General features: G+C 62.7%; 18 protein-coding genes. 7 read left to right on the top strand and 11 right to left on the bottom strand.

The genetic code is table 11. The annotated features are described in order from the left end of the window. The first annotated feature begins 71 nt into the window (after positions 1–71). A complete protein-coding gene (locus IB266_RS14250) occupies positions 72–449 on the top strand; it encodes a hypothetical protein (RefSeq protein ID WP_053182357.1) in 378 nt (125 codons plus the stop codon). 161 nt (positions 450–610) lie between these two features. On the opposite strand, the gene IB266_RS14245 is transcribed toward IB266_RS14250, so the two are convergent. Next, the gene (locus IB266_RS14245; RefSeq protein ID WP_072408254.1) at positions 611–820 is read right to left on the bottom strand and encodes a cold-shock protein; all 210 of its coding nucleotides are present in this window, start codon (positions 818–820) and stop codon (positions 611–613) included. 234 nt (positions 821–1,054) lie between these two features. Between IB266_RS14245 and plsB the strand changes: the two genes are divergently transcribed. From plsB to IB266_RS14225, 4 genes are all read left to right on the top strand, one after another. After that, on the top strand, positions 1,055–3,553 hold the full coding sequence (gene plsB / locus IB266_RS14240) for a glycerol-3-phosphate 1-O-acyltransferase PlsB (protein ID WP_192261564.1): 2,499 nt from the start codon (positions 1,055–1,057) through the stop codon (positions 3,551–3,553). 187 nt (positions 3,554–3,740) lie between these two features. Then, complete coding sequence (locus IB266_RS14235) at positions 3,741–4,112, top strand: hypothetical protein (protein WP_103307888.1); 372 nt, start codon at positions 3,741–3,743, stop codon at positions 4,110–4,112. A 95-nt stretch (positions 4,113–4,207) separates the two neighbouring features. After that, a complete protein-coding gene (locus IB266_RS14230) occupies positions 4,208–4,603 on the top strand; it encodes a YbaY family lipoprotein (RefSeq protein ID WP_103307889.1) in 396 nt (131 codons plus the stop codon). A 33-nt stretch (positions 4,604–4,636) separates the two neighbouring features. Beyond that, entirely contained in the window at positions 4,637–5,326 is a 690-nt protein-coding gene (locus tag IB266_RS14225; RefSeq protein WP_053118806.1) for a DUF4197 domain-containing protein, read from the top strand. 136 nt (positions 5,327–5,462) lie between these two features. Here the strand turns inward: IB266_RS14225 and IB266_RS14220 are convergent, their stop codons facing one another. Both IB266_RS14220 and IB266_RS14215 read right to left on the bottom strand, forming a co-directional pair. Beyond that, on the bottom strand, positions 5,463–8,528 hold the full coding sequence (locus tag IB266_RS14220; protein ID WP_192261563.1) for an efflux RND transporter permease subunit: 3,066 nt from the start codon (positions 8,526–8,528) through the stop codon (positions 5,463–5,465). A gap of 6 nt (positions 8,529–8,534) precedes the next feature. Next, a complete protein-coding gene (locus tag IB266_RS14215; RefSeq protein WP_103307891.1) occupies positions 8,535–9,635 on the bottom strand; it encodes an efflux RND transporter periplasmic adaptor subunit in 1,101 nt (366 codons plus the stop codon). Between the two features lie 94 nt (positions 9,636–9,729). Here IB266_RS14215 and IB266_RS14210 point away from each other — a divergent pair, with 94 nt between their 5' ends. Further along, complete coding sequence (locus IB266_RS14210; RefSeq protein ID WP_192261562.1) at positions 9,730–10,365, top strand: TetR/AcrR family transcriptional regulator; 636 nt, start codon at positions 9,730–9,732, stop codon at positions 10,363–10,365. 124 nt (positions 10,366–10,489) lie between these two features. On the opposite strand, the gene IB266_RS14205 is transcribed toward IB266_RS14210, so the two are convergent. Continuing rightward, a complete protein-coding gene (locus IB266_RS14205; protein ID WP_092253813.1) occupies positions 10,490–11,272 on the bottom strand; it encodes a class I SAM-dependent methyltransferase in 783 nt (260 codons plus the stop codon). A gap of 91 nt (positions 11,273–11,363) precedes the next feature. On the opposite strand from IB266_RS14205, the gene IB266_RS14200 reads away from it, so the two are divergent. Beyond that, the gene (locus IB266_RS14200; RefSeq protein ID WP_192261561.1) at positions 11,364–11,984 is read left to right on the top strand and encodes an energy transducer TonB; all 621 of its coding nucleotides are present in this window, start codon (positions 11,364–11,366) and stop codon (positions 11,982–11,984) included. Here IB266_RS14200 and IB266_RS14195 read toward each other — a convergent pair whose 3' ends face one another. The 7 genes from IB266_RS14195 to ppc all read right to left on the bottom strand — a co-directional run bounded on the left by IB266_RS14195 (position 11,985) and on the right by ppc (position 19,381). Next, positions 11,985–12,683, bottom strand: a complete 699-nt coding sequence (locus IB266_RS14195) for an extensin family protein (protein WP_103307893.1) — start codon at positions 12,681–12,683, stop codon at positions 11,985–11,987. It lies immediately after the preceding gene. 16 nt (positions 12,684–12,699) lie between these two features. Further along, complete coding sequence (locus IB266_RS14190; RefSeq protein WP_192261560.1) at positions 12,700–13,521, bottom strand: isocitrate lyase/PEP mutase family protein; 822 nt, start codon at positions 13,519–13,521, stop codon at positions 12,700–12,702. Between the two features lie 33 nt (positions 13,522–13,554). Further along, a complete protein-coding gene (locus IB266_RS14185) occupies positions 13,555–14,415 on the bottom strand; it encodes a DUF72 domain-containing protein (protein WP_092442256.1) in 861 nt (286 codons plus the stop codon). Then, positions 14,415–14,723: a hypothetical protein gene (locus IB266_RS14180; RefSeq protein ID WP_192261559.1), complete on the bottom strand. Its 309-nt coding sequence runs from the start codon at positions 14,721–14,723 to the stop codon at positions 14,415–14,417. The genes IB266_RS14185 and IB266_RS14180 overlap by 1 nt, the downstream gene beginning before the upstream one ends. 316 nt (positions 14,724–15,039) lie before the next feature. Beyond that, complete coding sequence (gene tsaB, locus IB266_RS14175) at positions 15,040–15,717, bottom strand: tRNA (adenosine(37)-N6)-threonylcarbamoyltransferase complex dimerization subunit type 1 TsaB (protein ID WP_192261558.1); 678 nt, start codon at positions 15,715–15,717, stop codon at positions 15,040–15,042. A 94-nt stretch (positions 15,718–15,811) separates the two neighbouring features. Next, on the bottom strand, positions 15,812–16,459 hold the full coding sequence (adk, locus tag IB266_RS14170; protein ID WP_192261557.1) for an adenylate kinase: 648 nt from the start codon (positions 16,457–16,459) through the stop codon (positions 15,812–15,814). A 291-nt stretch (positions 16,460–16,750) separates the two neighbouring features. Continuing rightward, positions 16,751–19,381 carry a phosphoenolpyruvate carboxylase gene (gene ppc, locus IB266_RS14165; RefSeq protein WP_192261556.1) on the bottom strand — a complete coding sequence of 877 codons (2,631 nt, stop codon included), beginning with the start codon at positions 19,379–19,381 and terminating at the stop codon, positions 16,751–16,753. Positions 19,382–19,547: the final 166 nt, after the last annotated feature.

Here is a 19,547-nt window from a genome sequence, read left to right as displayed (position 1 = left end):
GGGCCCCGGGCAACCGTTCGGGGCCAGTTAAATCCGCGAATGGATTTTTCAAGACCGCAGCGAGGACATCCATGCGCCAACCCGATATCGAGATTTACCTCAAAGACGCCGACGTCGACCACAAGGCCATCGCCGCCTGGCTCGGCCAGGCCCTGGGCCCGTGCAGTGACTGGGTACAGAAAGGCCAGACCTACAAGTGCAAGGCCGGCAGCATCCCCGTGACCTGGCTGCCCAAGGCCGTGGGCAAATGGAACAGCCTGTACCTGGAAAGCGACCAGACCCCGTGGGAAGACGACATCGCCTGCGCCCGCGCCGCCTTCGCCGCACTGAACGTCGAAGTGCGCTGCGCGCCTGGGTCATGGGTGGAGGAAGAAGGGGAAGAATCGGCGGACCGCTGGATTCGCATCAGCGCCGATGGGGAAGAAGAGATTACCTGGAAGACGGCGTGACACCCGTCTCAGGCCCGGCCTAGACCCAATGCGTGGGAGCACTGTGGGAGCAAAGCTTGCTCGCGATGACTGAGGTACATTCAACATTGATGCAAGCTGACCTGCCACTATCGCGAGCAAGCTTTGCTCCCACAGGGGATCTACTATGGCTTCAAGTGGGTTTACAACCCCACCACATCCTCAGCCTGCAAGCCCTTATGCCCTTCCACGACCGCGTACTCGACCTGCTGGCCTTCGGTCAGGGAACGGTGGCCCTCACCGCGGATGGCGCGGTAATGCACGAACACATCCGCCCCGCCTTCGCGTTGGATGAAGCCGTAACCCTTGGCGTCGTTGAACCACTTCACACTGCCGGTTTCCCGTGCTGCCATGATGCTCACTCCCATTTTTATCTTATAAGTCGACTTTTCGATGGAAAGCCGTACGAACTTTCACCGCCGTCTGGCCGTCCATGGGAGGCCGGGGCGGTAACCTGCCGAGTATATGACACACGGAAAAACTCTCAACTGACTTTACTTCGGCGCTTTTTTGCCGATTTTCGATGAATCCGGCACACTAGCGGGCCCGAGCAGCCGCTCGGTTTTATCCACTCATGCAGAAGCCGTATGACCCGCTCCCCGTTCCGCCGTCTTGTGTTTGGCACCCTGCGCCGACTGTTGTACCTCTGGGTTCGCTCCGAGACCATCAACCAGTCGTCCTTTACCCTCAACCTCGACCGCAGTCGTCCGGTGTTCTACGTCCTGCAAGACCCTTCGCTCACCGACCTGGCGGTGCTCGACACCGAATGCACCAAGGCCGGCCTGCCCCGTCCGGTGCTGCCGGTCTCGGTGGGTAACCTGCTGGAGCCGGCGGCATTTTTCTACCTGACGCCGGCGCCGGACTGGATCGGGCGCCAGGACAAGCGCGGTGCGCCGCCCACCCTGACCCGATTGGTCGACGCCCTGACCCACAATGCCGCCGAAGACGCCCAGATCATTCCGGTCAGCGTGTTCTGGGGCCAGTCGCCCGACAGCGAATCCAGCCCCTGGAAGCTGTTGTTCGCCGACAGCTGGGCCGTCACCGGGCGCTTGCGCCGCCTGTTGAGCATCATGATCCTGGGGCGCAAGACCCGCGTGCAATTCTCCGCGCCGATCCACCTGCGCGAACTGATCGAACACGACAAGGGCCACGAACGCACCGTGCGCATGGCCCAGCGGATCCTGCGGGTGCACTTTCGCAACTTGAAAGCGGCGGTCATCGGCCCCGACATCTCCCACCGACGCAACCTGGTCAAGGGTCTGTTGAACCAGCCGCTGGTCAAGCAGGCGATTGCCGAGGAAGCCGAACGGGAAAAGATCTCCCCGGAAAAAGCCAAGGCCCAGGCCCTGCGCTACGGCAACGAGATCGCCTCGGACTACACCTACACCGCGATCCGTTTCCTGGAAGTAGTGCTGAGCTGGTTCTGGAACAAGATCTACGACGGCATCAAGGTCAACCACATCGAAGGCGTGCAGAACGTTGCCCAGGGCCACGAAGTCATCTATGTGCCGTGCCACCGCAGCCACATCGACTACCTGCTGCTGTCGTACCTGCTGTTTCGCAACGGCCTGACGCCACCGCACATCGCCGCCGGCATCAACCTCAACATGCCGGTGATCGGCGGCCTGCTGCGCCGCGGCGGGGCGTTCTTCATGCGCCGCACCTTCAAGGGCAACCCGCTCTACACCGCGGTGTTCAACGAATACCTGCACACGCTGTTCACCAAAGGCTTTCCGGTGGAGTATTTCGTCGAGGGCGGTCGCTCGCGCACCGGGCGCATGCTGCAACCCAAGACCGGCATGCTCGCCATCACCCTGCGCAGCTTCCTGCGCTCCTCACGCATGCCCATCGTGTTCGTGCCGGTCTACATCGGTTATGAGCGGGTGCTGGAAGGCCGCACCTACCTGGGCGAACTGCGCGGGGCCAGCAAGAAGAAAGAATCGATCTTCGACATCTTCAAGGTCATCGGCGCCCTCAAGCAGCGCTTCGGCCAGGTGGCGGTGAACTTTGGCGAACCGATCAAGCTGGCGGAATTCCTCGACGGCGAACAACCCGGCTGGCGCCAACAGGAACTGGGCCCGCAATTCAAACCGGCCTGGCTCAACGCAACCACTCACCGCCTCGGCGAGCGCGTGGCCCGGCACCTGAACGAAGCCGCGGCCATCAACCCGGTCAACCTTGTTGCCCTGGCGCTGCTGTCCACCAGCCGCCTGGCCCTGGACGACCGCGCCATGGCGCGGGTGCTCGACCTGTACCTGGCGTTGCTGCGCAAAGTCCCGTACTCGCCCCACACCACCCTGCCCAAAGGCGACGGCCAAGCGCTGATCGAGCACGTGAAGGGCATGGACCTGCTGTCGGAACAGAGCGATGCCCTGGGCAAGATTCTGTACCTGGACGAGCAGAACGCGGTGCTGATGACCTACTACCGCAACAACGTGCTGCACATCTTCGCCCTGCCGGCATTGCTGGCGAGCTTCTTCCAGAGCAGCTCGCGCATGAGCCGCGAACAGATCCTGCGCTACACCCATGCGTTGTACCCGTACCTGCAATCGGAGTTGTTCATTCGCTGGTCGCTGGAAGAGCTGGACGGCGTGGTCGACCAATGGCTCGACGCGTTTGTCGAACAGGGCCTGCTGCGTTTCGAAAACGACCTGTACCTGCGTCCGGCGCCGAGTTCACGGCACTTCGTGCTGCTGACCCTGCTGTCCAAAAGCATTGCCCAGACCTTGCAGCGCTTCTACATGACCGTCTCGCTGCTACTCAACAGCGGTCAGAACAGCGTCAGCGCCGAAGAACTGGAAGACCTCTGCACCGTCATGGCCCAGCGCCTGTCGATCCTCCATGGCCTGAACGCACCGGAATTCTTCGACAAGAGCCTGTTCCGCCACTTCATCCAGACGATGCTGGACCTCGATGTGCTGCGCCGCGACGAGGCCGGCAAACTCAGCTACCACGAATTGCTGGGCGAACTGGCCGAAGGCGCGGCCAAGCGGGTGCTGCCAGCGGAGATTCGCCTGTCGATTCGCCAGGTGGCGCTGCATCGCAGTGAAGATGCGGCGGAGATTGCCGTCAGCCCCGACCTTTGACATTTGCCGATCACTCACCCTGAACATGGAACGGTTCTGGTGAGTGTTTCGGTCAATCGACAGGCGTACTCCGACGCTGCGCAGCGGCCAAGGCGACGTCAAACGAAGAAAAGACCTACAGAGAACTTTGGAGCAGGCCTCTAGGATGAGCCCACGTCAATGTCGACGTATTGAAAAGGAATTCAACATGAACATCATCACCCTCACCCTGCAACTGCCCGCAGGCTACGAACTCCCGGAAGCCGGCCGTGCCGAAATCAGTGTTCGAAATGCCGACGGTGTGCAGATCAGCACCAGCGGCGGCCAGGGCTCCAACATGGCGCCAAGGGAGCCGCTCCAGCAGCCTTGGCAATATCGCTTCCAGATCAATTCCGAGAGGGCGTCCGTCGGCGATAAGCTCTCGGTAAAGGTGCAAATGTACCAAGGTGATACCGCTCTTTTCCTTGATACCGAACAGGCCTTCACCTGGGATGGCGGCGATCAACACGTTGACATCCCCCTGAGCCTGGCGCCAGCATCGCTGGCTGAAACTGTTCAAGCGCCCGTGTTCGGTTCCTGAGCCGCGACGTTACGCAGGGATGCTTGGACGCAAATCCGCTAAATGCTCGTTGACGCCCATGTGTGGCTGGCGTCAACGAGCCAGGTGCTTCCCCCATGAAAAGACTCGCTCTGCTCGCATCCATGGCCTTGCTGGCCGCCTGCCAATCGACAACACCACCCGCCGCATCCCTCGACGGCGAAGTCTTCTATCTGCAACGCATCGCCCTGCCGCCCAACGCTACCTTGAGCGTCAGCCTGCAGGACGTTTCCCTGGCCGACGCTCCTGCGGTGGTGCTCGATGAACAGAGCGGCCCGATCAAAGGCCAGGTCCCGCTGCCGTTCCACCTCAGTTATGATCCCGCCCAGGTCAAGCCCGGCCATCGTTATGCCGTGAGCGCCCGCATCGAAGTGGATGGCCAGTTGATGTTCATCACCACCGAACAACACGCCGTGCAACTCGATGGCAAGGATCCGCAGCCGTTGAAGATCCGCGTCAACGCCGCACGCTGATTGCTTTTTCCAACTTTTTTCAAGGATGCCATCATGCTCCGCTCTACCCTCCGTTTCACCGGCCTGTGCGCGGGCCTGTTGATCTGCGCCAATGCCATGGCCCTGTCCCTGGGTGACCTGTCGCAACAAGATGCCACAGGCGGCCTCAAGGACGCCTTGACCCAAGGTGCACAGGTGGCGGTCAAACAACTGGGCACACCCGGCGGCTTCAGCAACAACCCGGATGTGAAAATCGAACTGCCAGGCAAGCTGGGCAAAGTCGCCAGCAAGATGAAGGCCTTCGGCATGGGTGAGCAGGTCGATCAACTGGAAACCAGCATGAACCAGGCTGCCGAGGCCGCCGTGGTCCAGGCCCAGCCGATCCTGGTCAATGCCGTGAAGAACATGAGCGTGAGCGATGCCAAGGGCATCTTGAGCGGCGGCAACGACTCGGCCACGCAATACCTGAACAAGAGCAGCCGCGAGCAGATCCGCGCCAAGTTCCTGCCCATCGTCAAGCAAGCCACCGACAAGGTCGGCCTGGCCCAGAAATACAATGCCTTCGCCGGCCAGGCCGCGACGTTCGGCGTGCTGGACGCCAAGAGCGCCAACATCGAGAACTACGTGACCGAACAGGCGCTGGATGGGTTGTTCGAAATGATCGGCAAACAGGAAGCCACCATTCGCCAGAACCCGGCGGCGGCGGCGACCAGTTTGGCGAAGAAAGTCTTCGGCACCCTCTGAGCCCCACCCCAAAACAACTGTGGGAGCGAGCTTGCTCGCGATAGCGGTATCAGCTTCAACATCTTTGTTGGCTGTTGCACCGCTATCGCGAGCAAGCTCGCTCCCACATTGGATCTGCGCTGGTCGCTGGATCGGTTCAGGTTTTCTTGATTCTGAACCACGCCGCATACAACGCCGGCAGGAACAACAGCGTCAACGCCGTGGCCACGATCAAGCCGCCCATGATCGCCACCGCCATCGGCCCGAAGAACAGGCTGCGTGACAGAGGGATCATCGCCAGCACTGCGGCCAGTGCGGTGAGCACAATCGGGCGGAAGCGGCGCACCGTGGCTTCGATGATCGCCTGCCAGGGCGCCAGGCCAGCCTTGATGTCCTGTTCGATCTGGTCCACCAGGATCACCGAGTTACGCATGATCATCCCCGACAGCGCGATAGTGCCGAGCATGGCGACGAAGCCGAACGGCTGGCGGAATACCAACAGGAACAGCGTGACGCCGATCAACCCCAGGGGAGCGGTTAGAAACACCATGGCCGTGCGGGAAAAACTGCGCAGTTGCAGCATCAGCAACGTCAGCACCACCACGATGAACAACGGCACACCGGCATTCACAGATTTCTGGCCGCGGGCCGAATCCTCTACCGTACCGCCCACCTCCAACAGGTAACCGTCCGGCAGCTCGGCACGAATCGGCTCCAGGGTCGGGAAGATCTGCTGGACCAGGGTCGCCGGTTGCTCCTTGCCGTAGATATCGGCCCGCACGGTCACGCTCGGCAGGCGATTGCGGTGCCAGATCACGCCCTCTTCGAAGCCGTACTCCAGGGTCGCGATCTGCGACAGGGCCACGCTCTGGCCGTTGTCGGTTGGCACCGCCAGGCTCGGCAGCAGCGACAGCTCGGTGCGTTCATGCACCGTACCGCGCAGCAGGATTTCGATCAGTTCGTTGTCTTCCCGGTACTGGCTGACACTGGAGCCGGTGAGGGAGCTGCGCAGGAAACTCGCCAGGTCGGTGGTGCTGACACCCAGGGCCCGGGCGCGGTCCTGGTCGACGTTCAGGTACACCACCTTGCTTGGCTCTTCCCAATCCAGGTGCACATTGACCACGTAGGGGTTTTCGCGAACTTTCGTCGCCACTTTCCGCGCCAGGGCCCGGACTTCTTCGATGTGCTCACCCGTGACGCGGAACTGCACCGGATAGCCGACCGGCGGGCCGTTTTCCAGGCGCGTGACCCGCGAGCGCAGGGTCGGGAATTGTTCGTTCAGGGTGGTGATCAACCAACTGCGCAACGGCTCGCGGTCTTCGATGGTCTTGGCCAGCACCACGAACTGGGCAAAGCTGGAAGCCGGCAGTTGTTGATCCAGCGGTAGATAGAAACGCGGTGAACCGGTACCGACGTAGGCCACGTAGTTGTCGATGCCGGCATGGTCCTTGAGCAGCGCTTCCAGGCGCTTGACCTGCTCGGCGGTATTGCTCAGGGAGGCGCCTTCCTGGAGCTTCAAGTCGACCATCAGCTCCAGCCGCCCCGATGCCGGGAAGAACTGTTGCGGCACGAACCGGAACAACACCACCGAGCCGACGAACAACAGCACGGTCAGCAGGATGACGGTTTTGCGCCGACGCACGCACCATTCCACCATTCGCCGGACACGCTGATAAAACGGCGTGCCGTAAGGGTCGGTCTGGCCGTCAGTCGTGCCATGTTTGGCCGCATGAATTTTCGCCAGGTCTGGCAGGAGCTTTTCCCCCAGGTACGGCACGAACACCACGGCGGCCACCCAGGATGCCAGCAACGCCAGGGTCACGACCTGGAAAATCGAACGGGTGTATTCGCCAGTGCCCGATTGCGCGGTGGCGATCGGCAGGAAGCCCGCCGCCGTGATCAACGTACCGGTGAGCATCGGGAATGCGGTGCTGGTCCAGGCGAAGCTGGCGGCCTTGATCCGGTCGAAGCCCTGCTCCATCTTGATCGCCATCATCTCCACCGCAATGATCGCGTCGTCCACCAGCAGCCCCAGGGCCAATACCAGCGCGCCGAGGGAAATCTTGTGCAGGCCGATCCCCAGGTAGTACATGGCGGCGAACGTCATCGCCAGCACCAGCGGAATCGCCAGGGCCACCACCATCCCGGTGCGCAGCCCCAGGGAGAAGAAGCTCACCAGCAACACAATCGTCAGCGCTTCCACCAGCACTTGGACGAACTCACCGACCCCGGTCTTCACCGCCGCCGGCTGGTCCGAAACCTTGCGCAATTGCATGCCGGCCGGCAGGGTGTTCTGGATACGGGCAAAGTCGGCTTCAAGGGCCTTGCCCAGAATCAGGATATCCCCGCCTTCCTTCATCGCCACGGCCAGGCCGATGGCGTCCTCGCCCATGAAGCGCATGCGTGGCGCTGGCGGGTCGTTGAAACCACGGCGCACATCCGCCAGGTCGCTGATGCGGAACGTACGATCGCCGACCCGGATCGGGAAGTTGCGGATCTCTTCCACCGTCTGGAAATTCCCCGAAACCCGCAGCTGCAAGCGCTCGCTGCCAGTCTCGAAGAAGCCCGCAGTGGAAACCGTGTTCTGCTCTTCAAGGGCCTGCTGGACTGCGGCCAAGGGCAGGCCGAGGGTCGCCAGCTTCACGTTCGACAACTCGATCCAGATCTTCTCGTCCTGCAAGCCGAGCAGCTCGACCTTGCCCACGTCCTTGACCCGCTGCAGCTGGAGCTGGATGCGATCGGCGTAGTCCTTGAGCACGGCGTAGTCGAAGCCGTCGCCGGTCAGTGCGTAGATATTGCCGAAGGTGGTCCCGAACTCGTCGTTGAAGAACGGCCCCTGGATACCCGGCGGCAAGGTGTGGCGGATATCGCCGACCTTCTTGCGCAACTGGTACCACAGCTCGGGGATCTGCGCCGAATGCAGGGAGTCGCGGGCCATGAAGGTCACCTGGGATTCCCCTGGCCGGGAGAACGAGACGATCCTTTCGTAGTCGCCGGTTTCCATCAGCTTCTTTTCGATGCGCTCAGTGACTTGCCGCGAAACTTCCTCGGCCGTGGCGCCTGGCCAGTTGGTGCGGATGACCATGGCCTTGAAGGTGAACGGCGGGTCTTCGCTCTGACCGAGCTTGGTGTAGGAAAGCGCGCCAACGATGGCCAGCAACAGCATCAGGAACAGTACGATCTGGCGGTTACGCAGCGCCCATTCGGAAAGATTGAAACCCATTGCGGATTACTCCTTGGCCGTCAGGTTGACCACGCGGTTGGAGCGATCCACCGGCCGCACCTGCTGGCCGTCGAGGAGCACATGCACGCCGGCAGCCACCACCCAGTCATCGGGGCTGAGGCCTTCCAGCACCGGCACCGTCTTTTCGCCGAAGGCGCCGACCCGCACCGGGACTTTCTTCAAGGTGTTGTTGGCGTTGACCACCCAGACATACGTCGCGCCGTTCTCAGCCGTCAGAGCCGACAAGGGCACCGACAGCGGCACCTTGTCGGCGGTCTGGATAAACACCCGCGCGCTCTGGCCCAACTCGGCCGGAACGCTGCCGGCGGTGAAGGCCACGCGGGCGGCGAAGGTACGGGACTTGGGGTCGGCGGCGGGTGACAGTTCGCGAATACGCCCGCTGAAACGCTGATCGGGCTGGCTCCACAGTTCGACCGAGACCGGCTGGCCGATCTTGAACCGACCAAACCCCTGTTCCGGCAGACTGATCAGCACCTCACGCTCACCGTCGGTGGCCAGGGTGAAGACGGTTTGCCCGGCCGAGACCACCTGCCCGACTTCCACCGAACGCCGGGCCACCACGCCATCCTGGGGCGCACGCAACACCGAATAACTGGCCTGGTTGTTGGCGACATCGAACTCGGCCTTGATCTGCTTGAGCCGTGCGGTGCCGGACCGATAAAGGTTTTCGGCGTTGTCGTATTGGGAGCGGCTGACCATCTGCCGCTCCATCAAGGTTTTATAGCGGTCACGCTCGGCGCGGACCAGGTTCAGGTTGGCCTCGGCGGCGGCGACCTGGGCACGGGTCGCTTCCAGTTGCAGGCGCACATCTTCGGGATCGAGCTCGGCCAACGGTTGATTGGCCTTGACCCGCTGCCCCTCTTCCACCAGTCGCCGGCTCACTTTGCCGCCAATGCGAAAGGCCAGGTCGGGCTCGAAACGGGCCCGCACTTCGCCAGGGTAACTGTCCATCGCCTGGGCCGACGGCTCGGGCTTGACCACCATGGCGGGGCGCACGGCGACGGGCACCGGTTCGTCATGACCACACGCAGACAATAAAAAAACCAGGGCGACTGGCACGGCGAGGGGCAGGGCATAGCGGAACATGACGAGTGACCTTTCGCTAATGGTGCTTGGAATAATTATACTGGTGAGTATGTTATTAATAGCAAACTCACCAGTCCAGTATTAAAGCGAAGAAATGTCGAACAATCCTTCACCCCCCAGCGGCCCTGGTCGCCCCAAGGACCTGGCCAAGCGCCAGGCAATTCTCGACGCGGCGAAACGCCTGTTCCTGAGCATGGGTTATGCCAATACCAGCATGGACGCCGTCGCCACCGAGGCCGGGGTTTCTAAACTGACGGTCTATAGCCATTTCAACGACAAGGAGACGCTGTTTTCCGCTGCCGTGATAGCCAAATGCGAAGAGCAGGTGCCGCCGCTGTTTTATGAATGGCCCGACGGCGTTCCGATCGAACAGGTGTTGTTGAACATCGCCCGCGGGTTCAACCAACTGATCAACAGCGCCGAATCCCTGAACCTGCATCGGCTGATCATGGCCCTGGGCAGCCAGGACCCGAAGCTGTCGACGATTTTCTACGAAGCAGGCCCACAGCGGATGCTCTCAGGCATGGAGCGCCTGCTGACCAAGGTCAACCAGAGCGGTGCCCTGAGCATCGATAAACCGCGTAATGCCGCCGAGCATTTCTTCTGCCTGATCAAGGGCGCGGCGAATTTCCGGTTGTTGTCTGGCTGCGGTGAACCCCAGGAACCGGAAGCGGCCGAGGCTCATGTGCAGGAAGTGGTGGGGTTGTTCATGCGGGCTTATCGGCCTTAGGCCTGCCACCGTTCTTTCTGACTGGGGTGGGCCTGTGGGAGCAAAGCTTGCTCGCGATGGCGGCGGCGTGATTTCCCAAAGGACCGCGTCATCGTTCATCGCGAGCAAGCTTTGCTCCCACAGATCAAGGCTTGAGCGCTTTCTTCGGGTAGATGTCGTAGCGACTGGATTTGCCATCGAGACCATGGCTCGGCTTCGGCCCTTCGATGCACGGGGCTTTGCGCGGGCGCTTGACCACCACCCGGTGCGTCGCCAGGGCCAGGGCCGCGGCGAGCAGCGCCGGGGCGTCCGGGTCATCGCCCACCAGGGGGCGGAACAGGCGCATTTCCTTCTTCACCAGGGCGGTTTTCTCACGATGAGGGAACATCGGATCGAGGTAGATCACCTGGGGCGGTTCGCCTTCCCAGTTGCGCATCACCTCGATGGAATTGCCCTTGAGCAAACGCATGCGCGCCACGATCGGCGCCACCTCGAAGTCCTCCGCCCCACGGGCCAGGCCATCCTCCAGCAAGGCGCCAATCAGCGGTTGGCGCTCGATCAGGCTCATGTCGCAGCCCAGGCTGGCCAGCACAAACGCATCCTTGCCCAACCCGGCCGTGGCATCCAGCACCCGCGGACGCACACCCTGGGCGATGCCGACCGCCTTGGCGATCATCTGGCCGCTGCCGCCGCCGTACAAGCGCCGATGGGCCGCACCGCCTTCGACGAAGTCCACGCGCACCGGCCCGGGTGCATCCGGGCCCAACTGCTGCAATTGCAAACCCTGCTCACCGACCTGCAAGGCAAACTCGCCATCGTCCACTTGCAAAGGCAGGCCAAGCCGCTCGGCCCAGTGTTCGGCCTGCGGTTGGAAGGCCGGGGCCAGGGCCTCGACATGGATGCGGCAGGCCGCGGGTTGCTCACTCATGGAAACATGCTCAAAAAATTAAGGATCGGCAAAAACGGCCGATAACAACGGTGAACGGCATTTTGCCAGAGCTGAGCGTCGACCGAGAAAAATGTCAGACATTCAATCCACATCGATAGGCGTTATCTCCCCTTACGGCGATTACAGCCTGCGTAACACCCAAGCGCTGAGCGGCGTCAGTCACCTGTGGCAGGATTTTTTTGCCCGGGCCCTGGCCGATCAACTGGGTGATAACGCACCGGCGCCTGGCAGCTACCAGCCTGCCCCCCTCGATGAGACTGTTGAACCGACCCTCGGCGCCGAGCTGCTGGCGCACATCGTCAGCCAGCGCACCTGTGAAGTGACCGAAACGCCGGTCAAGCCGCCTGAACCGCTGTTCCTGCCCATCGCCGAATTCGAACTCGACCTGCTGGACAAGCCCTTCCCGCCCTTCCCGCCGGAAGAAATCGCCGCCCAGCAAAAACAGCAGACCTTCGAAAGCAACTGGGTTCGCCCACTCGTCCTCGCCGCCGGCCAACCGCTGCCAGAACCAGGCCCGGCGCCACAACCGCGCCCATTGCATCTGCCGATCGCCGAGTTCGAACTCGACCTGCTGGACAAACCGTTCCCACCTTTCCCGGAAGAAGAACGGGTGGCGCAACAGAAACAACTGGACTTCGACACCCGCTGGGCGCGTCCGATCGTGCTGCAGAACCTGCGCATCGCCGCCTGATCAGCGACAGATCCACCATGGCCCCACGTCCAGATGAAAATGGTTGCGGTGCGCCGCGTTGTAATCCGGGCTCAAGACCACACTGAACATATCGCAGGCACCGTCCCGTGCCTGACGCAGAAAGCGCGCATCGGCATTGTCCTTGGGCCAGTCCCTGAGCACGCTGATCGTGCGCCCATCGGCCAGGCGAAACCCGGCGATGTCCAACGCACTGGCGGTAGCGTGCTGGCTACGCGCACCGCTCTCACGACCGTACATGTTGCGGCAGGCGAAACTGCCGAGGTGATCGACTCGCGTCACTCTCTGTCCGTAGGCCGCCACCGCCGCCGGCTGCAACCCATGGCGCTCGAACAGCGCGAACGCCACCGCCAGTGGGCAACTGGCGAGGAAACTGCTGCTCAGCGCCACCTCACCGCCCTGCACCCTCAACACGTTGGTCAACGGGCATGTCGTATTGGCGCCGCTGTCGGCCTGGCGCGCGGTACGCAGCCCCGAGGTGGCGAGGGCCTGGTCACACAGCTGCGGGTCGTTGCGCAGGGCCATGAGTTTGAAGCGGGTCAGCAGGTTGGGCGCGAGATTGACGTCCAAGGGCGCCCAGGGATTCCATTGGGGCGGCAGCGCCACCCAGCCACGCCATACCGCCAGCACGGCAACGCCAACGAGCAGTGCCACGATCGCAAGAGCTTTCAAAAACCGCACGACAATGCCTCGGGCATCAACCCTTGAATAATTGGTTGGCCTGCTTGAACGGCATCGAGCGGCGCGTGAAGGTGAACGTGCCCTGCTCCTGGATTTCCTCGGCGGCGCGGAAGAACTCGCCATACGCGGCCAGGGCCAGCGCCGACCCGACGCTGATGCGCTTGACGCCCAACTCGCTCAACTGCGCGACGGTCAGGTCCAGCGCCCCGGACATCAGTACATTCACCGGTTTCGGCGCCACGGCCTGCACCACCGCGAGCACTTGCCCGGCGCTGCTCAGCCCTGGGGCGTACAGCACGTCGGCCCCCGCGTCCGCGAAAGCCTTCAAGCGGCGAATGGTGTCGTCCAGATCCAGATTGCCGTGCAGGAAGTTTTCCGCCCGGGCCGTCAGCAGGAAGGGATACGGCAAGCTGCGCACGGCCTCGGCGGCCGCCTTGACCCGCGCCACAGCGTGGTCGAAGCAATAGATCGGACTGTCTTCACGCCCCGTGGCATCCTCGATCGAACCACCCACCGCACCGGCCTGCGCCGCACGGAGCAGGTTACGCGCGCAGTCCTCGGGGGCATCGGCAAAACCGTTCTCCAGGTCGACGGCCACCGGCAGGTCAGTGGCCGCCACAATCGCCCGCACGTTAGCCAACGTGTCCTCCAGGCCCAGCGCGCCATCGGGTCGGCCCAAGGAAAAGGCGTGACCGGCACTGGTGGTCGCCAAGGCTTCAAAGCCGAGGCTGGCCAGCATCTTGGCCGAACCGGCATCCCACGGGTTGGGAATGACAAAGGCCCCTTCGCGTTCGTGCAAGGCCTTGAACGCCTGGGCTCGACGAGTTTGCGCATCCATGTAGTTCGCTCCTGAACAAAGAGGGAGTGGGCCTCAGAGCAAACCCAGTTGCTCGGCGGCGGGCTCTCTATATAGCGCAGGCAGGGCCGGCAAGCCAGGCAATCGACTCATCAAACGCTCGTGAAAGCGTTGCGCGAGCCGGGCCGCCAGCCGGTTGTCGGCAGTGTGCAGGAAGATGTAAGGCGTGCGGCCCTCTTCGATCCAACCGGCGATTTTCTCCACCCAGGGCGTCAGGAACGGCTCGTTGGCTTCCAGCACCGGATGGCCGATGAAGCGCACTTGCGGACATTGCGTGAACGCCGCCGGCCGGGGCGGCACGCGGGGCTTTTTCGATTGCGCGTGAAGCACGGCGGGATCAAGGGAGGTGCAACTGAACAAGGCCCGGGGATCAAGGCAGATGCGTTCGACGCCGCGATCGAGCAACAGCCGATTGAGGCGCCGCTCGGCGTCGCCCTTGGCAAAGAACTCATCGTGACGGACTTCCACGGCCAAGGGGCGCTGCAAGGCGTCGATGAACCCTGCCAGTTCCGCTAACCGATTCGGGGTGAAGGCCTTGGACAGTTGCAGCCAGTACGGCGCGACGCGCTCGCCCAGGGGGCTGAGCAATTGCAGGAAGGTTTCAGTGGCCGTCAGGCGCTCGCGCAAATCGCCATTGTGGCTGATGTCACCGGGAAACTTGGCGGTGAAACGAAAGTGCTCGGGCATGATGTCGGCCCAGCGCTGGACCGTGGCCGCAGACGGGCTGGCATAGAAGGTCGTATTGCCTTCCACGGCATTGAACACTTGGGAATAGAGATCGAGGAAGTCGGTGCTTTTGGCGTCCTGGGGATAAAGGTAATCGCGCCAGGCGTTTTCGCTCCAGGACGGACAGCCCAGGTAGTAAGGCAAGACCATCAGATGTAGAGATCGAGTCCCAGCACTTCCATATCCCAATCGACGAAACCGGCGGTACTCAGGTAGCTCGCCAGGGCCGTGGCGACACTGCGGCTCATCGCACGGTGATAAATCATGTCTTGCTGACGGGCGGGAAGATTGCTCAGGCGTTGCGCGGAAGCTTTGGCGGCGCGGGCGGCCAGTTGCTCCTCGGACGGAAACTCCAGGTCGCCTTCGATGTCATCGAAGTTTTCCGGCTCAGTGGCTTTACCCGCACGAGGCCGACGCTTGATGGGGTAGGACTGGGATGAAAAGCCGTCTATACGCATAACAGAATGCTCGGTATCAATGATGGCAATTTAGCGGCACTTTCGCAGCCGCGCAAATGCGCAAGTGATAACTAGAACACATAAAGTCAAAAAGGTTTAAAAACGGGCCGAAAAAGTGACGACTGGCAATATTGAGTGTGACTTCTGGAGGCGCAAATGACTTTGTGGCGAGGGAGCTTGCTCCCGCTGGGCTGCAAAGCAGCCCCAATACCCGGACCAGAACGGTGCGAATGAGACTTTAGGGCCGCTTCGCGCCCCAGCGGGAGCAAGCTCCCTCGCCACAACGGTGTTCGCTTGAATACCCGTCGCTGTCGAGTTACCGCTCGGACTTGGGCGTTGCCACCTTGTCCCTCAGGTACACCGGCTGCGCATCATCGGCTGGAATGGCTTCGCCGCGTGCCCAGGCAAAGCGGGCCAGGGCCAGCAAGTCTTCGGCGTGAGGCAGCAGGGTAGCGTCCTGGCCGGTCAGGCTGACGGCGATGCGCTCGCCGTAGCCCCAACCGGTGCCGGCGCCAAACCAGTCACCGTCGACCCCGCTTGGCAACGCCGCGGCCTCGGGTGGCAATACCGCCTCAGAACCCACCAGGCGCATCTCGCCGTCGGTTTCGCGGTAGCAGCCCCAGTACACCTCGTCCATGCGCGCATCGATGGCCGCTGCGACCTGGCGGGCCCCCTGTTCGCGCAAGGCACGCTGGGCCAGCACCGCCAGGTTCGACACCGGCAACACCGGCCGCTCCAGGGCAAAGGCCAGCCCCTGCACCACACCGATGGCGATGCGCACGCCAGTAAAAGCCCCTGGCCCGCGACCGAAGGCAATCGCGTCCACCGCCTGCAAGCTCGTCCCGGCGTCGCTCAACAGTCGCTGGATCATCGGCAACAGTTTCTGCGCATGCAGGCGCGGGATCACCTCGTAATGGCTCGTGACCTTGCCGTCGTGCAGCAAGGCAACGGAGCAAGCTTCGGTCGCGGTGTCCAGGGCCAGCAAGGTGCTCATCGATGTGTCCGTAAATCAGGTGGGAAAAAAGTGCGCCAGTATAAACAACTACGGCCCGCAAGCGGGCCGTAGTTGATGCAGCTGATCAGACTTTTCAGCTCAAGGCTGCAAGCACCTTGGCCGTGATCGCTTCAACCGAACCGACGCCTTCGATGTGGCTGTACTTCGGCTTGCCATTGGCAGCCGACAGTTTCTGGTAGAAATCCACCAGCGGCTTGGTCTGGGAATGGTAGACCGACAGGCGATGACGCACGGTTTCTTCGGTGTCGTCCTTGCGTTGCACCAGGTCTTCACCTGTCACGTCGTCCTTGCCTTCGGTTTTCGGCGGATTGTAGACGGTGTGGTAAACGCGACCGGAAGGCTCATGAACGCGTCGACCGGCAATGCGCTGGACGATTTCCTCGTCTTCGACGGCAATTTCAACCACCGCATCCAGCTCGACACCAGCAGTCACCAGGGCTTCAGCCTGGGGAATGGTGCGCGGGAAGCCATCGAACAGGAAGCCATTGGCGCAGTCGGGTTGAGCGATGCGATCCTTGACCAGGGCGATGATCAGGTCATCCGACACCAGGCCGCCGGCATCCATGATGCTCTTGGCTTGAACGCCCAGTGGAGTGCCCGCCTTGACCGCGGCACGCAGCATGTCGCCAGTGGAGATTTGCGGGATACCGAATTTTTCGGTGATGAACTTTGCCTGAGTACCTTTACCGGCCCCGGGAGCTCCCAGCAGAATGACGCGCATCGATGTGCTCCTCAATTTTTTTATGTAAAACGCTCGGATTCGCCTCGTGGGGCCAATCTTCGAAAAACAGGATCGTGACCGCCCAAACGGCCAAAGGCTGATCAAGATACACAGCAGGCCCGACCCACACAAGCCGCCGAAAGTCGGAGGAACCCGCGCCCGATACGACCTTCGGAGGGGGTGGCGAGCGTCGCAACCGAACAACAAACTGTCGCCTGCTCGACCTGCCCCCTCCCCCAGCGGGCAACGCCCGGGAACGCCGGACGAGCCGTTTCGGTGCGCTGCATGATGTTAGCCGGTATTGCGCAAACCGGCGGCAATTCCCGCCACAGACACCAGCAACGCCTGTTCCACGGGGCTGCCCTGGGCCACATCCTGCTGCCGCGAGCGCGCCAGCAGTTCGGCCTGCAACAGGTGCAACGGGTCGAGGTAGGTGTTGCGCAGGCGAATGAATTCCAGCGTGGCTGGGCTATGTGCCAGTAGCTGCGACTGACCGGTCAAGCCAAGGACCACCGAGCAGGCCTGCGACAATAGGTCGCGTAAATGCGCACCCAAAGGCAGCAGCTCAGGTTCCACCAAACGCTCGTCGTAAGAGCGTGCGATATCGGCGTCGGCCTTGGCCAGCACCATCTCCAGCATATCGATGCGGGTCCGGAAGAACGGCCATTGCTCGCGCATCTGCCCCAGCAACTCACCTTCGCCGCGTTCCAGGGCCTTGCTCAGCGCGGTTTCCCAGCCGAGCCAGGCCGGCAGCATCAGGCGGGTCTGGGTCCAGCCGAAGATCCACGGGATCGCCCGCAGGCTTTCGATGCCGCCGGCCCGACGCTTGGCCGGACGGCTGCCCAGGGGCAGGCGCCCGAGTTCCTGCTCGGGGGTGGACTGGCGGAAGTACTCGACGAATTGTGGGTTCTCCCGCACCACGGCGCGGTAGGCACTCACGCCGTCGGCCGCCAGTTCGTCCATCAAGTTCCGCCACTGCGGCGTGGGTGGCGGCGGTGGCAGCAACGTCGCTTCAAGCACCGCGGCGAGGTAAAGATTGAGGTTCTGTTCGGCGATGTCCGGTAGGCCGAATTTGAAACGAATCATTTCGCCTTGTTCGGTGGTGCGGAAACGCCCGGCCACCGAACCGGGTGGCTGGGACAGGATCGCCGCGTGCGCCGGACCGCCACCACGGCCCACGGTGCCGCCACGCCCGTGGAACAACAGCAGTTCGACTTGCTGCTCGCGGCAGATGTCCACCAGCCGCTCCTGGGCCCGATACTGTGCCCAGGCCGCCGCCGTGGTTCCGGCATCCTTGGCCGAGTCGGAATAGCCGATCATCACTTCCTGGGGGCCTTGCAGTCGTGAGCGATAGCCGGGCAGCAACAACAACCGCTCGATCACCGGCCCGGCGTTGTCCAGGTCGGCCAGGGTTTCGAACAGCGGCACCACCCGCATCGGCCGCAACACGCCGGCGTCCTTCAACAACAATTGCACGGCGAGGACATCGGAAGCCGCGCCAGCCATGGAGATCACATAGGAACCCAGGGACGCCGCCGGCGCCGCCGCCACTTCCCGGCACGTCGCCAACACTTCCGCGGTGTCGGCCGAGGGTTTGAAATGGGCCGGCAGCAGCGGGCGCCGGTTGTTCAGCTCCTCGAGCAGGAAGCTGATGCGCTGCTCCTCGTTCCAATCCTCATAGCGGCCCAGGCCCAGGTAGTCGGTTATTTCCGTCATGGCAGCGCTATGACGCGTCGAGTCCTGGCGCACATCGAGGCGCACCAGGAACAAGCCGAAGGTCACCGCCCGGCGCAGGCAATCGAGCAACGGCCCGTCGGCAATCACGCCCATGCCGCACTCGTGCAGGGAGTGGTAGCACAGCTCCAAGGGGTCCAACAGTTCGCGGTTGTGCTGCAACACCTCGGCGCTGGGTGGCGTGGCGGCACTCAAGGAGGCGTGGGCCCAGTTGCGGGTGGCGCGCAGGCGTTCACGCAATTGCTTGAGCACGGCGCGATACGGTTCGGCGCTGTCGCCGGCCTGGGCACGCAAGGCCTCACTGGCGTTTTGCATGGACAGCTCGGCCGCCAGTTGGTCGACGTCACGCAGGTACAGGTCCGCCGCCATCCACCGCGCCAGCAACAGCACCTCGCGGGTCACGGCGGCAGTGACATTCGGGTTGCCGTCACGGTCGCCGCCCATCCACGAGGCAAAGCGGATCGGCGCGGCCTCCAGCGGCAGACGCAAGCCGGTGGCGGCATGCAGGGCCTGATCGGCCTTGCGCAGGTAATTGGGGATGGCCTGCCACAGCGAATGCTCGATCACCGCGAACCCCCACTTGGCTTCGTCCACCGGGGTCGGCCGGGTGCGGCGGATCTCTTCGGTGTGCCAGGCTTCGGCGATCAAGCGTTGCAACCGTTCGTGAATCTGCGCGCGCTCGGCGCTGGTCAGGTCGCGGTGATCCTGGCCGGCCAATTGCGCGGCGATGGCGTCGTATTTCTGGATCAGCGTACGGCGAGCCACTTCCGTGGGGTGGGCCGTGAGGACCAGTTCGATCTCCAGGCGCCCCAACTGCCGGGCCAGGGCCTCGGCACCATGGCCCTCGGCCCGCAACCGGGCGAGCAGCTCGGGCAGGACCCGCGCCTCGAAGGGCGCCGGTTGCGACTCGTCGCGACGGTGGATCAGTTGGTACTGTTCGGCAATGTTGGCGAGGTTGAGAAACTGGTTGAACGCACGCGCCACCGGCAGCAATTCGTCCTCGCTCAGTTGGTTGAGGCTGGCGCTGAGTTCGGCGTCCACGGAGCCGCGTCGGTCAGCCTTGGCCCCCTTGCGGATCTGCTCGATCTTGTCGAGAAACGTGTCCCCGTACTGTTCGCGGATGGTATTGCCCAGCAGTTCGCCGAGCAGGTGGACATCCTCGCGCAAGCGGGCATCGATATCGGTCATCAGCATTTCTCCAGCAAAAAAGTCCGGACAGCTCTTGGCTTAGAAGAGTGCCGATGCCCGTCGCTTATGACAAGCGACGAAGGGACTTTAAACCTTGTCCAACAAAGCTAGTCTCATGAGTAAGCCACACAACGGCTTGTCACTCACCGCGCCTGCCACGAGCAGG

Origin of the sequence: Pseudomonas sp. Pdm06, from assembly GCF_014851795.1 — a bacterium.
In the GTDB taxonomy this organism is placed as follows: Bacteria; Pseudomonadota; Gammaproteobacteria; order Pseudomonadales; family Pseudomonadaceae; genus Aquipseudomonas; species Aquipseudomonas fluorescens_AA.
The sequence above is the reverse complement of the archived record's forward strand: the minus strand, read 5'-3'. Positions and strand labels throughout refer to the sequence as shown.

Coding starts and splice junctions, on each gene's coding strand:
- IB266_RS14250 (WP_053182357.1), top strand. CDS start 72: ATGCGCCAACCCGATATCGAGATTTACCTCAAAGACGCCGACGTCGAC.
- IB266_RS14245 (WP_072408254.1), bottom strand. CDS start 820: ATGGCAGCACGGGAAACCGGCAGTGTGAAGTGGTTCAACGACGCCAAG.
- plsB (WP_192261564.1), top strand. CDS start 1,055: ATGACCCGCTCCCCGTTCCGCCGTCTTGTGTTTGGCACCCTGCGCCGA.
- IB266_RS14235 (WP_103307888.1), top strand. CDS start 3,741: ATGAACATCATCACCCTCACCCTGCAACTGCCCGCAGGCTACGAACTC.
- IB266_RS14230 (WP_103307889.1), top strand. CDS start 4,208: ATGAAAAGACTCGCTCTGCTCGCATCCATGGCCTTGCTGGCCGCCTGC.
- IB266_RS14225 (WP_053118806.1), top strand. CDS start 4,637: ATGCTCCGCTCTACCCTCCGTTTCACCGGCCTGTGCGCGGGCCTGTTG.
- IB266_RS14220 (WP_192261563.1), bottom strand. CDS start 8,528: ATGGGTTTCAATCTTTCCGAATGGGCGCTGCGTAACCGCCAGATCGTA.
- IB266_RS14215 (WP_103307891.1), bottom strand. CDS start 9,635: ATGTTCCGCTATGCCCTGCCCCTCGCCGTGCCAGTCGCCCTGGTTTTT.
- IB266_RS14210 (WP_192261562.1), top strand. CDS start 9,730: ATGTCGAACAATCCTTCACCCCCCAGCGGCCCTGGTCGCCCCAAGGAC.
- IB266_RS14205 (WP_092253813.1), bottom strand. CDS start 11,272: ATGAGTGAGCAACCCGCGGCCTGCCGCATCCATGTCGAGGCCCTGGCC.
- IB266_RS14200 (WP_192261561.1), top strand. CDS start 11,364: ATGTCAGACATTCAATCCACATCGATAGGCGTTATCTCCCCTTACGGC.
- IB266_RS14190 (WP_192261560.1), bottom strand. CDS start 13,521: ATGGATGCGCAAACTCGTCGAGCCCAGGCGTTCAAGGCCTTGCACGAA.
- IB266_RS14185 (WP_092442256.1), bottom strand. CDS start 14,415: ATGGTCTTGCCTTACTACCTGGGCTGTCCGTCCTGGAGCGAAAACGCC.
- IB266_RS14180 (WP_192261559.1), bottom strand. CDS start 14,723: ATGCGTATAGACGGCTTTTCATCCCAGTCCTACCCCATCAAGCGTCGG.
- tsaB (WP_192261558.1), bottom strand. CDS start 15,717: ATGAGCACCTTGCTGGCCCTGGACACCGCGACCGAAGCTTGCTCCGTT.
- adk (WP_192261557.1), bottom strand. CDS start 16,459: ATGCGCGTCATTCTGCTGGGAGCTCCCGGGGCCGGTAAAGGTACTCAG.
- ppc (WP_192261556.1), bottom strand. CDS start 19,381: ATGACCGATATCGATGCCCGCTTGCGCGAGGATGTCCACCTGCTCGGC.